Raw genomic sequence first — 12,849 nt, 5'->3', positions numbered from 1 at the left:
GGTCATCCCGCCGGAGATATGCCGGGCGGGATCCTCACGATTGCCGGAATTGCTGCATCCGCCGCCAAGCCGCCGGCGTTTCGCCAACGATCTGGCGGAAGACTTTCGTCAGATGTGCCTGATCGGAAAAGCCGAGCTGGGCGGCGATACTGGCGACCGGAAGATCACTTTCACCGAGCAACTGCTTCGATAGCTCGATACGCTTTGAAAGCTGCCACTGCCATGGAGTGGTACCGGTTGTTTGCTTGAAGACATTTGCAAACCAGCTTTCCGATAGACCGACGACCGCAGCCATATCGGCGACCGACATGCGATAGTCACCAAGCGCGTCGACATGCGAGACGAGCCGGTTCATCTGCGCCTGCGTCAGCCTGCCGTCGGCCCTTTCCTCACGATTGGCCGGAATATCCAGAAGCCCGGCGACGATGCTTCCTATCAGGCTTTCGGCATAGACTTCATGCTTGGAGGGGTTCCTGATCTCGTCGGCCAGCAGTTTCGCCAGAGCGTCGATTGCAGCCACGTTTTGAAGCTCGACCGGGCGGCGCAACGCCGACTGCGCTACAGAACTCCCGACCGATGGAGCCAGATAGCGCAACACCCGATCCTTATGGAGGTGCAGGTTGAGGTGGGAGAAGCTGTGTGCCCTCCGGCTGCCCGTCCACAAGGGGATACCGGCTGGAACATACGGCGCGCGCCATGGGGCGCGAATTCCTCGTCAGATCGTTGTCCAGATTCGAGATGCGAACGTTCGGCGAGACGTCGTTGAAGAAGAACATGATACGCGGATCGTCCGCGAGGTAATAGCCGCTGGCACCGGCCTGGCTTTCCGCCTCCCAGAGAACGCTGACCATCCCATCATACTGGCGCCATTGGACTGGTGCCGTGACCCGGATGCCTTCGGTTCTCCAGGACATTGAATGCCAGAAGCCCATTTTTCGATCAGCTCTTCCTCTTCAGGTGTCAGATGCCTTGACGGTCAGGGAAATGCACTGTTGCTGACACCGTCACCTCAGATTGTAAGTTGACGCTAATTGTCATATTTACCTGGATGTGGCAAGCCGACCTTCCCACGCTCGTCTAATGTCCGAACAGGAGTCCACCCCGTCGGGGGACCCGCGAGTTTCGCCGCCGAAAGCTCGCCGCATGCGCTGATGCTCATCGACATAGAGCGTCGTCAATTCGGAAAGTTCGCTCGTCAGTCCTACGAGGGTGCCGGCAATGGTCCGCAGCGCGGACACGTTTTCGCCACACTTTCCGCGGCCGGCAAGATAACCTTCGCAAGACATTCAAGACTTATCTTGAACCTCTGCAGGGGAGACAGTCTTCAAGGCACAAGGCGCAAGTCAAGTTCACCATCCGAACGCACGTGCTCCGGGACAACCATCCCGTATCCATCGTCAGTGTCGTGCAGGCTAAAGCTTAACGAGACGCTTGCAGAACCAGTCGCGCAGCATTTCCTTTTCATAGGGGTGTCGCTCCATCGCCGTACGGGCCGACGACGTCCAGAGGTAGTTGAGGTCACTAACCACCTCTTCTCCCTGCGCCAGCACCCGTCCCCCTTCAGTTAACTTGTAGCGAAGCTTGAACCTCGGCGGGGTTGAATCGCGAAGGATGCGCACGTCGTCGAAATAGGGCCGCCAGGGTTCGTACTGACCGGCGAGCGTGACATCGAGGACGTCGATCCGAAGCGCCTGCCCCTTCTTCAAGCAGCGGCCCGCAAGCGTCTCGAAATAGCCGCGAAACTCGGAGATCAGGCGATTGCGCTCGCTGAAGCTGCGGAAATCGGGATCCCGGAATTTCTCCGGGTGCACGAAGTCGACGGATACGGACGCGTACGCGGTGCTGCCAAGGAGCAATGCGACAGTTACGGCAAACGCAAAGCGGGTTGCAAAGCGCATGTCAGCCTCCATCGATCATTTAAAACGTAGGCCGAAAACCCCTCTCCACAAGGGCACTAAAGTGCGCAACAGTCATCGTGGGACGCAAGCAAGCTTCGTCGCCGGGATGGCACGCCGGTCGCGAACTCTAAACCTTTTGCGAAGACGTCAGACCCATCGTTGAAGACGCGTCACCCTCTCATACTGACAACCCGAAGTTGGGAAAGCGATCTGGCGCCGTTCGACCTCTCGAGACGAACACATTTTCCACCAGAGCGAAACTTCCTGGGGGCGCATCTCACGATGTTCCGCCGGCTACCGGGACAGCAAATAAATCAGATTATTGAGCAGCTTGAACGGGTCGCTGAAAGCACAGGCGTTATTGTGTGCGATCGGATTGAAACGCGCCTATCCTCCCAATGCCTGGGAGATAGCTGCCCAATCCATGCAGGCCGATAGAACTCAAGTCGACCGACGTGCGCCGATCTGAGACACCGCCATGCGGGATGAGCGCATCGACACAGGTCGTTAAGCCAGATCGGTAAGGTCGCGCGCAGGCCGACAGCTCGTTCTTGCCATCGACACGACCGCCCCTACATTGCCAAATCATGGACACGCATCGAGCATCAGGCGTTTCACCAGCAAGCGGTGTTTCAACACAAACAGGCCCTCAGCGATTGGCGCCCACGGTTGTCAACGAAATCGACCGCCTGCTTGCCGGACGAACGCGCGACATCCGTCTGAACGCGGAGCTTTCCCGCCTCTTCCGGATGCGGTCGTGGCCACAAACGTCGAAGATCATTCGCGCCTGGATGGTTTGGGTGGTCATTCTCGATGTTCTGACGCTGGCTGTAAACGCGGCCTTGCTGCCGTCTGAAGCCGTCATGAAGATGCTTCTTCCAGCATCGATCCTGCCACCTGCAGCCATCGTTACGGCGATCGTTTTCATGAAGCCGCGCGGGCTAAAGATGGAGGCCTTAGCGCTCCACCTTGGCATATTCTTCATTCTGCTTTCAGTCGCACTGGTCGGCGTCACAACGGGCGGTGAATACTACGAACGACATCTGACGATCATGCTCTTTGTCGCCGTGACCGCGATCATCATATTCCCGGTTCCGCTCGAGTGGTCGATGGCGATCGCCGCCTTCGCGCTCGGCCTCTATCTCGTCTTTCAAGTCCAAAACCCGGATATCGCCGCCGAGAATGCGCTGGCGGGCGCCCTCTTTTTCGCAAGCGGCGTGATTGCGACCGTCGTTGCGCGCCGGACGGCAGGCATCCTGGCGCACAAGACTTTCCTGCTTGAACTGCGCGATCGGTCTCGCCTTGCCGATTTAACGGACGCAAATTCGCGGCTCGAGCTACTTGCACGAACCGACCCCCTCACCGGCATCGCAAATCGGCGCTGGATGGTGGAAACGCTCAATCGTGTGTGGAGCAGCGGCGTCGCGCAGACTAAAGGTGCGGCGATACTCATGTGCGATATCGACCACTTCAAGCAGCTCAACGACAGCCTCGGGCACTCGGAAGGCGACCGGTGTCTGGTCAAGGTCGCAGGCATCATCCAGAGCAGCATGCGCGACGAACGCGATCAGGTCGCGCGTTATGGCGGCGAAGAATTCCTGGTCCTCCTGCAGGACGCCAATGAGGAGGATGGCGTGTCGGTGGCCGAACGTATTCGACGGCGCGTCGAGGCTGCGTCCTTGCCGAACCCCAGATCGACCGTCGGCGCCTATGTCACGGTCAGCATTGGACTGGCGGTCCTGAAAGACGGCCATGAGGTGGGCTCATTTGAAGCCCTGCAAGGGCAAGCGGACGAAGCCTTGTACGCAGCCAAGAAAAATGGACGCAACCAAGTGACCCTTCACGTGCCACCCCAATCTGCCCCTGCCTGAGCTTTCGGGTATCGCGCTCGACGCGGGCTGCTTTCGCCGGAAGAGCCTAGCACTAAATCTTTCGCCTTGAAGAGGGTTGAACCGCCGACACCTGCTTATTTTTTGCGCAGTGCTATTGGTGCAGCACTGAAAAACGGTCGAACCGGTCCCCGTTGATTGGTCCACGTGCTTGGATTGACGTTGCTATCGGCAATTTTGTGGAGGACAATGACGGATCCTGGATCTGAGAGGCGACAGCCATTGGACTTCGAGAAAATCGGCCGAGCACGCCTCATGATCCGGCTGCCACGACACCGCAAACAGCTCTCAGAATTGCGATTTCTGGCATTGAGCACTCTGATCGAAGCCTACGGCCTAGCTGTAGTCACTCGCAATGAGTTGAGCGAGCATGCCATGTCTGATGAACCGCTGAAGGCTGAATACGCCGACAAATGCCGGGCGATCGAAGACGAGGTGGTGACGTTGCTCACTAATATAAGCCCTCGTTTCGTCAATTAACTCCAGCTGGGGCATTGGCTGCGTTGGGCAAGACCCCGACCGTCACCTACAGCGCTTACTGCAATCAAGCGTTAACCGTCACGCGAGGCGATCACGGCGAACGACGAAACTGCCATCGATGTCATCTATCGCCACGGCTCCGAGGAGCGCCATGTCCTGATGGATTTCCGATTTTAGGATATCGATAGCTTTACGGATAGCTGGACTGCCGGCGACAACCGCCGCGTAGAGGAAAGGCCGCCCGACAAAAACGAAGCGTGCGCCCAACGCGAGTGCCTTGATTACATCGGTGCCCCGCCGGAAGCCGCCGTCGACCATGACAGTGGTTTTGTTGCCGATCCGCGCAACGATCTCAGGAAGCGCGCTTAAGGGCGACATGGTGCCGTCGAGTTGACGCCCGCCGTGATTGGACACGATCAACCCATCCGCGCCCACGTCATGCACGCGCGAAGCGTCGTCTGGATGCAAAACACCTTTGACGACGAGTTTTCCCGGCCAACGCGCGCGAATGCGCTCAAGGTGGTCCCAATTCAGGTGATCCCGCCGCCCGAAATCGCGCATGATGTTCGACGAAATGATCGGCGCTCCACGGTCCGCATAGGAGTTTTCAAAATGCGGGACGCCCTGCGTCACCAGAGTGCGTAGAAAGGTGCCGATCGTCCATCGCGGATGGGAAATGCCCTGCCACGCCAAACGCAGGCTCGGGCGCAGGGGAGTAGAGAAGCCGGCGCGTATATTGTTCTCGCGATTTGCCAGTGTCGCTGTGTCGACCGTGAGGACCAGCGTCTGAAAACCGGCGCGTTGCACGCGGTCGACAAGTGCATCAATCCGATCGGGTTCTCCTGGAAGATATGCCTGGAACCACGAGCCCGGGGCGGCACCAGCGACTTCTTCGAGCCGTGTTAGCGACGATCCGCTCATGATCATGGGAATTCGACCCTTTGCGGCCGCCTCGGCCAGCGCAACGTCGCCGCGGTAGGCCATCAGCGCACTGATACCCATAGGCGCGATCCCAAACGGCGCGTCATATGTTTCGCCAAGCAGTGTCGTTTGGGTGCTGCGCCCGGAGACGTCTCGAAGGACACGCGGCCGAAACGCATACGCGTCGAAGTCCTCTGAATTGTAGCGCAGAGACGCATTGGTTTCGCTTGCACCCGCGATGTAGCCGAACAGCGGGCGCGGAAGGCGACGCCTGGCCGCAGTTTCAAAATCATTCAAGCAGAGATACTTTTGAAGGGGATCGCCCATTATTTGTCCACCAAAGTCGCTGGCCGCAGCTTCCAACGATCAGGTTGCCGGGGCAATGACGCCTTACATCATTTCGCGAAAAAACGGCCGCGCGAAGCGGCCGTCATGGAGCGTCGTTATCAACCGGTGGTCACGCTTCTTCATCTTGAAACGCTACCTCGCGCGTCCGACGGAACGACGGCAGCACCATCAGTACGAGCATCCCAACCGTTGCGATGAGCAGGACCAGACTGATCGGGCGCTCGTAGAAGACGCTCGGATCGCCATGGGAGATGGTCATCGCGCGACGGATGTTCGTTTCAAGGAGCGGACCGAGAACGAAACCGAGCAGCAGCGGCCCTGCTTCACATTTCGCCTTGCGGAACGCGTAACCCAACAGACCGAACCCTGCGGCGAGGACAACATCGAAGATGCGGTTGTTGATGCTGTAGACGCCAACGCAGCAAAACAGCAGGATAGCCGGATAGAGCAGGCGATAGGGAACCGTCAGCAGCTTCACCCACACACCGATCAGAGGCAGATTGATCACGACCAGCATTAGATTGCCGATCCACATGCTGGCAACGAGACCCCAGAAAATCTCCGGCTGAGTCGCAAGAACGGTCGGCCCTGGCGTGATGCCGTGGATGATGAAGGCGCTCAGCATCATTGCCATCATGTTGTTGGACGGAATGCCGAGTGTCAGCAACGGTATAAACGAGGACTGTGCGCCGGCATTGTTGGCAGCCTCCGGACCTGCGACACCTTCGACGGCACCCTCGCCGAACTCGGACGGGTTCTTGGAGATCTTCTTCTCCACCGAGTAGGCGCAGAAGGACGCAAGGGTCGCCCCACCGCCGGGCAGGACACCAAGGAATGTACCGACGCCCGTCCCACGCAGGACTGCAGGCCATGCCCGGCGGAAGTCCTCTCGCGTTGGCCACAGCCGGCTTAGCTTACTCACGAGCACGCCGCGCGCCTCATGATTTTCGAGGTTCTCGATAATCTCCGCAAAGCCAAAGAGACCAATGGCGATGACGACGAAGTCGATGCCGTCGAACAACTCCACCGCGCTGAATGTCAGGCGCTCCTCGCCTGAACTGGCATCAATGCCCACCATCCCGAGGAGCAGGCCGAGCAGGATCATGCCAATGGCTTTCAGAATCGGTCCGCGAGCAAGCACCGTTGCCGCGAGTAGGCCGAACAGCATGAGCGAGACGTATTCGGTCGGCCCGAACGACAGGGCAAAAGAGGAGAGCGTCGGACCGGCAATGGCGATGCCAAAAGTCGCGACCGTACCGGCAAAGAAGGAACCGAGAGCCGCGACAGCGAGCGCCGATCCCGCTCGTCCCTTCTGCGCCATTTTATAACCGTCAATCGCCGTCACCACCGAGGAGGCTTCTCCCGGCAGGTTGACCAGAATGGCCGTTGTCGAGCCACCGTACTGAGCGCCGTAATAGATGCCGGCCAACATGATAAGCCCGGCGAGCGGCGGCAGGTAGAAGGTGATCGGCAAAAGGACGGCGATCGTGGCAGTGGGGCCGATGCCGGGTAGCACGCCGATCAGGGTGCCGAGCAGTGCGCCCAAAAGGCAGAAGCCGAGATTTGTGGGCGTCAGCGCCTCGCTGAATCCCAGCATGAGGAGGTCGATAAAGTTCACAAGTCCCTCCTCAGAATGGCCAGATGGGCATCTGAACGCCCAAGCCGACAATGAAGACCAATGCGCCAAAGGCCGTCAGCCCGGACGTAAGCAGGATCACTTCGCGCAGTTTCGAGTCACGATCGGCAATGCTGCCGACGAGCAGCAACCACACGGCCGCTGCGACGAACCCGAAGAATTCAGCAATGAAGGCAAAGCCGACGACCGAAGAAAGAATGATGGCCACCGGCCAAAGCTTCGGTGCGGCGATCTCCTGGCGATCACGAAAGGCACCAATTCCGCCGACTGTCACGCCAACGATGATGAGAAGCCAACAGACGATCGTGGGAAGATAACCTGGTCCCATGGCAGACGCCGTCCCAAGGGTCAGGTCGCGCCCGGCCCAAAGGCCAAGCGCGCCAAAACCCACGAAAAGCAAGGCGGTCAGGAGGTCCGGACGATCGCCCGCCCCGCCAGCTTTGCGCGGCGCCGACATTACTGCTGTTCCTTTGCGAGCTTCCAGATGGCGCCCAGCCGCCCTGCCCGAACCGGCAATTCCTTGCCCCAGTCTTCAGAGGAGAGGTAGGAAAGGGCAAGAGACTGTTGTTTGGCTTTCGCCTGGAATTCCGGATTATCGAGCGCTTTTCGGATAGCGTCGGAGAACTTGACCCGGACATCTTCCGGCACGTCGCAGCTCATCGCAATGCCGCGCTCCGAACTCACCAGAATTTCAAAGCCCTGCTCCTTTGCCGTCGCCAGATCGGGGGCGATCACAGCGCGTTCTTCTGCGAACTGGCCCAGATTCTTGAAGGCTGAATGATCGCTGCCAACGAATTCGCCGACGTTGATGCCAATCGTCATGACATGGCCGCCAAGAAGCGCGGTGCGTGCCTCGTTCGCACCGTTGAAGGTTACGGCGGTGAGATCGACACCGGCAGCTTTTTCAAGCTGAAGCATCGCCAAATGCTCGTCGGTGCCTAGTCCAGTCGTACCGACCGTAACCGCCCCCGGATTTGCCTTGGCGAAGGCAACAAGATCCTTGAGCGAGTTGAACTCGGAGTTGGCCTGGACGATGAACGAACCCGGATCCTCAACGATGCGAGCAACAGGGCAGATCTTCTTGGGGTCGAAACGGACCTTTCGATCCATCTGCATGGTCAGATAGCCGGGCGTGTTTAGCGAGGAAGCGGTGTAGCCGTCCGGACGGGCTTCCGTCATCGCCGTGTAGGCGATTTCACCCGAAGCACCCGGCCGGTTCAGAACCGTGATTTTCGCGCCGAGTTCCTTCTCGACGTATGGCGCAAGGGTTCTGTTCATAACGTCCGTGCCCCCGCCCGGAGCGAAAGCGACGATGAACTCGATCGGCCGATCCGTCGGCCATTCGGCATGTGCAGCACCCGCGCCCAAGAAAAGGGTCGTCGCCAGCGCGGTGTTTCGGATCAAATGCTTCATGCTATCCTCCCAGTGATGTCTGTTATCGAGCGCGCCTCGCGCTTCGAGGTTTCATTGGGCCCGACACGGACTTGCCGTGACGAGCCAGGATCTTTGTTTTGGCCGGTGAGCTTCAACTCCTCCGTGAAGCGCCGGCAAAATTCAGTCGCTCACGCGATCAAGGTTCAGGCGGCAGTTCGCAACCACCCTTCGTGAGCGCGTCGTTGAACCAGGTCGGCTTGTGCGTCCCGGCCTTGATGTTTTCCATCTGCTTGTTTTCGGCGGCGTGCTTGGCAGCGGTCCGATCGTAGACCTCAGCCACGTCATCGATCGGGATCACGACCACCCCATCCGCATCGCCAAGGACCAGATCGCCCGGCATGACCACCATGCCGCCGATGGCAATCGGACAATTGATTTCACCAGGGCCGTTCTTGTACGGCCCCCGGTGAGTGACCCCGGCGGCAAATGAGGGAACGTTCAATTCGAGAAACGCATCAGCGTCGCGAATGGCTCCGTTGAGAACGAAACCGGCCACCCCGCGACCCCGCGCATGGGCAAGCATCATCTCGCCCATTAAGGCATTCGTGACGTCGCCGCCCGCATCGATGACGATGACGTCGCCTTCGGCAGCCATGTCGATTGCCTTGTGCAACATGAGGTTGTCACCGGGCGGTGCCTTGACCGTGATGGCGGGGCCGGCGAGTTTGCCAGACCGGTGCATCGGCCGAAGCTGGGCGCCGGCGGCATGCATGCGGTGCATGCTGTCACTGACATTGGCAACCGGCAGTTCCCGAAACTTCTCGACCCACGCTTGCTCGACGGCCCGGGGCCGACTGCGAACTCTGAATCCAATGGTCAAAATACTCTCCTGAAAGTGCGATTGATGATGTTGAATGAGCTCGATCGTTAGGCTGTGGCCGCCAAGGCCCGGAAGTTCACGATCCTCTCGCGACCGAGACCACGCTCCTCCAAAATTGCGAGCACTCCCTCGACCGCATCGATGCCGACACGGACATTCGCCTCCGTCGTAACACCACCAATGTGGGGTGTGACAACAACCTTCGGCTCCTGCCAGAACGGGTGGTCGGGTGCAGGTGGCTCGGTCTGGAAGGTGTCCAGTCCGGCGCCCGCAATATGATCGTTGGCTATGGCGCGCAGCAGCGCGTCTTCGTCGATGAGGCCGCCGCGAGCGGTGTTGATGACGTAGGAGCCCGGCTTCATCCGAGCAAGGCGCTTGTCGTCGAGGAGGTTTCGTGTCTCGGGCGTCAGCGGGCAGTGCAAGCTGATGATATCCGAGCCAGCGAGGATGTCCTCGACTGTGTTCCGCCGGGCGACGCCGGCCTGTTCGAACGTGGCATCATTCGTGAACGGGTCGTAGGCGCTGACGTGGATGCCAAAGGGCTTCGCGAGCGCTGCCGTATGACGTGCGATTGCGCCGAAGCCGATAAGTCCAAGGGTCATGCCCGAAAGCTCCTTGCCCGAAAAGCCCGGCTTTTCCCACTTTCCCGCTCTAAGCCCGGCGTCGAGCGGCAAGACGCGCTTCACGGTTGTGAGGAGAAGAGCAATCGCGTGTTCGGCGACGGATCGAGCGTTGGCACCGGTTGCAACAACGACAGGGATTTCGCGGCGGGAGGCAGCATCGAGATCGATATTGTCGACGCCTACCCCATGTTTGGAAATCACCCGAAGCGAAGGGGCAGCGTCAATCGCCGAGGCACCGAAGCGGCCCATGCGAACAATGACACCAACCGGATCGGCGCCGGCCACGATGCCTACGAGAGCTTCTTCGCTCGTATAGGGCGGTACGTAGACCAGACTGTAACCGCGTTCTTCGGCGAGCTTCACTGCCCGCTCATTGATCGCCGGGCCGGTGACGAGAATGTTTTGGCTTGGCATGCGTACCTCGATTGGCAATGGCGAGGACGCAAGAGCACTAAGGTGCTTTTGCCAGATCCTCCCTCGTGCCCGAACTCCCGTGGGCACCTCCTACACAAGACGGTAGCATAAGCATTTCTTGATAAAAGCGAATAATTCTGTCAAAGATAAACAGAAAATCTTAATTCGATAGGTGCCCGTTGGACATTCGTCAGTTGAAGACCTTCATCGCGATTGCAGAACACGGCACGTTCGCGAAGGCGGCCGACGCGGTTGGTCTCACACCGTCTGCTGTGAGCCAACAAATTCAGGCGCTGGAATTGGAAGTGCGGGCAGAACTGTTCGATCGCTCCACGCGACCGATCACGCTGAACAGTCAGGGACTTCAAATGCTAGAGGCAGCACAAGGTCTCGTGCGTTCTGCCGATGATATCGTTGACGCTATTTCCGGGAAATCGGTCGGTGGCACGTTTACCATCGGCTCGGTGCGCTCAAGCGCCCTGTCTCTTTTGCCGAAGGCGATCATCGCACTCAAGAACGACTTCCCCGGCTTGAAGATCAAGCTCCACGTTGCCAACACCGATGAGCTGCTCAACGATGTCGTTACCGGACGCCTCGATTCAGCGATGGTGGCCGAATATTCCAGCGTCCCATCGACATTGCGGTGGAGCCCGTTCATCCAGGAACCCCTCTTTGTGATCGCTCCAAAGGGGACGCGGATCAGGCCTGCGGCGGAGATGCTTACGGAACTTCCCTATGTGAAATTCATCAGCCGGTTTCGCCTTGCCAACATTATCGAGACCGAAGTCGCGAGAAGCGGGATCGTCACGAATGTCATTGCCGAGATCGACACGATCACAGCAGTCGTCGCCTGCGTGGTCAATGGGCTGGGAGTTTCAATCGCGCCCTGGAGCGCCTTAAAAGAAGCCGGCGGCGAGGTGGTTGCCGTGCCCTTTGGCGAGCCGCCAATCTATCGCCAGATCGGCCTTATAGAGCGCCGGGCCAGTCCTCGAGCAGCGGTCATCGACCGGCTTCACCAACACCTAGTCAGTTTCAGCGGGGAATTCGGGCTTACTCGATGACGGATGTCGCTCGATCAAACGCAGCGGCTGATTTATGGGCGAACGCGTGATTGCGTAGCTCCCCCAGATTTAGCGGCAGGCGTCCTAAACAACCTGCCAGCTTGAAGTTTAGATCTAACTAATATCTACTAGCTGGAATTGTACTATGCACGGCTCCAAGCTCTTGATCATGGGATGGCTTTGCTGAGGATGCTTCATGTTTTTGATCCGCACCGATCTTGATGAAGCCGTTCAAAAATGGCGCGACATCATATTCACATCCTTACCATCTGACCGACTTGGCGCGTACGTCGCTTTGCGCAAACACGATCTGACGATCGAACTTCACGACGTCGACGAGGAAAGCGATCTTCTCGTCTTTGCCTCCGATGGCGAAGCGTTGGCCGAACGATTTCGTTTGGCTTATCCCTATGTCGTGACATATGCAGGGAATCCCGGCTATCCGCTAGAATATCTAGTTTGGCTTTCATTTCACATGCAAGCAAACTTCGATCGGCTAGGTGTCCTCGAAGTGAGCGCGACTTATGAGGATCAAGGCGGCGAAATCGAAAACATGTCTGCCGTTGCGATGGGCTTCTCGCACCAGACCGACCTTGAAGAATTCATAGATCGGTTTGACGGTCAGGACCTGAGCAAGGATCCACACTTCGGCCACGAGGTGTATGTTGCCGAAGTCAGAGGCCCCTCTCCACCCCCTGGGAGTTCACCGATGATCCCGCCTCCGCTGGACGCCGACTGAGCCCGATCGTGAAATCTTGAAATAGCCCGGCGGTTGCTGCGTAACTCGAATTGATTAGCCAGGCCCCCTAAAAATCCATTGCCTTTGAGCGCCCCACTTGAAACAATATACCTGTAATTGCGCAACCACAAAGCACACGTTAAATGAGATTCGTGCTGGTCTTATTGCCGCGCAATTCCTCCATTTATCGAACGCGCACCTTGATTAAGCCTCCGCCCGTCGCGGAGGCTTAATCATCCATAGGGGGCCGACGTCACTGACGAAGGTTTTGCGTCAGTCCCTATAGGCCGATCCCTCGCCGAGCTTGCTTCTGTCCGCAGTTCGAGCTGGGCCGCTGCTCAATAGAACTGCTGAGGGGACGTCGATCCCTTCTACTTTGCGGTGGATCCCTTTTCATCACGGAGCCGCTTTTGTGATCGCGTCAAAAGGCGCACCCCAAATGCCGCCGGCACCCGACACTCACGACCGATCATCGACGATTGACCTTGCCCCAATGTCCTAGCCAGTTTTGAGTTCGCTCCAACGGAAGCCGGCGCAACCGGCCGCAGAAGTTTACCTGGTGGTTCGCGTGGCCTTTGCCTTGCCA

11 protein-coding genes and 1 pseudogene are annotated in these 12,849 nt (G+C 58.5%); 4 read left to right on the top strand and 8 right to left on the bottom strand.

All coding sequences use genetic code 11. The features are described from left to right. Positions 1–34: 34 nt before the first annotated feature. Together IB272_RS32755 and IB272_RS32750 are read right to left on the bottom strand one after the other, a co-directional pair. Positions 35–932 (bottom strand): annotated as a pseudogene (locus IB272_RS32755) (AraC family transcriptional regulator). Positions 933–1,412: 480 nt separating this feature from the next. Further along, the gene (locus tag IB272_RS32750) at positions 1,413–1,898 is read right to left on the bottom strand and encodes a DUF3016 domain-containing protein (protein ID WP_063891190.1); all 486 of its coding nucleotides are present in this window, start codon (positions 1,896–1,898) and stop codon (positions 1,413–1,415) included. Between the two features lie 656 nt (positions 1,899–2,554). Here IB272_RS32750 and IB272_RS32745 point away from each other — a divergent pair. Beyond that, entirely contained in the window at positions 2,555–3,769 is a 1,215-nt protein-coding gene (locus IB272_RS32745; protein ID WP_246810504.1) for a diguanylate cyclase, read from the top strand. Between the two features lie 240 nt (positions 3,770–4,009). Beyond that, on the top strand, positions 4,010–4,267 hold the full coding sequence (locus IB272_RS32740; RefSeq protein ID WP_134887132.1) for a hypothetical protein: 258 nt from the start codon (positions 4,010–4,012) through the stop codon (positions 4,265–4,267). Positions 4,268–4,345: 78 nt separating this feature from the next. Here the strand turns inward: IB272_RS32740 and IB272_RS32735 are convergent, their stop codons facing one another. The 6 genes from IB272_RS32735 to IB272_RS32710 form a co-directional block, all read right to left on the bottom strand. Beyond that, entirely contained in the window at positions 4,346–5,515 is a 1,170-nt protein-coding gene (locus IB272_RS32735) for an alpha-hydroxy acid oxidase (protein ID WP_113080024.1), read from the bottom strand. 130 nt (positions 5,516–5,645) lie between these two features. Further along, positions 5,646–7,154 carry a tripartite tricarboxylate transporter permease gene (locus tag IB272_RS32730; protein ID WP_082566397.1) on the bottom strand — a complete coding sequence of 503 codons (1,509 nt, stop codon included), beginning with the start codon at positions 7,152–7,154 and terminating at the stop codon, positions 5,646–5,648. Positions 7,155–7,164: 10 nt separating this feature from the next. Further along, the gene (locus tag IB272_RS32725; RefSeq protein WP_192445771.1) at positions 7,165–7,629 is read right to left on the bottom strand and encodes a tripartite tricarboxylate transporter TctB family protein; all 465 of its coding nucleotides are present in this window, start codon (positions 7,627–7,629) and stop codon (positions 7,165–7,167) included. Continuing rightward, a complete protein-coding gene (locus IB272_RS32720) occupies positions 7,629–8,585 on the bottom strand; it encodes a tripartite tricarboxylate transporter substrate binding protein (RefSeq protein WP_110819478.1) in 957 nt (318 codons plus the stop codon). Before IB272_RS32720 ends, IB272_RS32725 begins: the two co-directional genes overlap by 1 nt. Positions 8,586–8,742: 157 nt before the next feature. After that, positions 8,743–9,426, bottom strand: coding sequence for an RraA family protein (locus IB272_RS32715; RefSeq protein WP_060520252.1), 684 nt, complete (start codon positions 9,424–9,426; stop codon positions 8,743–8,745). Positions 9,427–9,473: 47 nt separating this feature from the next. Continuing rightward, positions 9,474–10,463, bottom strand: a complete 990-nt coding sequence (locus tag IB272_RS32710) for a hydroxyacid dehydrogenase (RefSeq protein ID WP_192445770.1) — start codon at positions 10,461–10,463, stop codon at positions 9,474–9,476. 194 nt (positions 10,464–10,657) lie between these two features. Between IB272_RS32710 and IB272_RS32705 the strand changes: the two genes are divergently transcribed. Beyond that, entirely contained in the window at positions 10,658–11,524 is an 867-nt protein-coding gene (locus IB272_RS32705; protein WP_244496886.1) for a LysR substrate-binding domain-containing protein, read from the top strand. Positions 11,525–11,720: 196 nt separating this feature from the next. Beyond that, positions 11,721–12,263: a hypothetical protein gene (locus tag IB272_RS32700; RefSeq protein ID WP_113080022.1), complete on the top strand. Its 543-nt coding sequence runs from the start codon at positions 11,721–11,723 to the stop codon at positions 12,261–12,263. Positions 12,264–12,849: the final 586 nt, after the last annotated feature.

The organism is Ensifer sp. ENS08 (genome assembly GCF_014852195.1).
In the GTDB taxonomy this organism is placed as follows: Bacteria; Pseudomonadota; Alphaproteobacteria; order Rhizobiales; family Rhizobiaceae; genus Ensifer; species Ensifer adhaerens.
This window is presented reverse-complemented; position numbering and strand designations above follow the sequence as displayed.

What these genes read in the sequence shown, in the direction of transcription:
- IB272_RS32735 (WP_113080024.1), bottom strand. Translation starts at nt 5,515, where the DNA reads ATGGGCGATCCCCTTCAAAAGTATCTCTGCTTGAATGATTTTGAAACT.
- IB272_RS32700 (WP_113080022.1), top strand. Translation starts at nt 11,721, where the DNA reads ATGTTTTTGATCCGCACCGATCTTGATGAAGCCGTTCAAAAATGGCGC.
- IB272_RS32720 (WP_110819478.1), bottom strand. Translation starts at nt 8,585, where the DNA reads ATGAAGCATTTGATCCGAAACACCGCGCTGGCGACGACCCTTTTCTTG.
- IB272_RS32725 (WP_192445771.1), bottom strand. Translation starts at nt 7,629, where the DNA reads ATGTCGGCGCCGCGCAAAGCTGGCGGGGCGGGCGATCGTCCGGACCTC.
- IB272_RS32710 (WP_192445770.1), bottom strand. Translation starts at nt 10,463, where the DNA reads ATGCCAAGCCAAAACATTCTCGTCACCGGCCCGGCGATCAATGAGCGG.
- IB272_RS32750 (WP_063891190.1), bottom strand. Translation starts at nt 1,898, where the DNA reads ATGCGCTTTGCAACCCGCTTTGCGTTTGCCGTAACTGTCGCATTGCTC.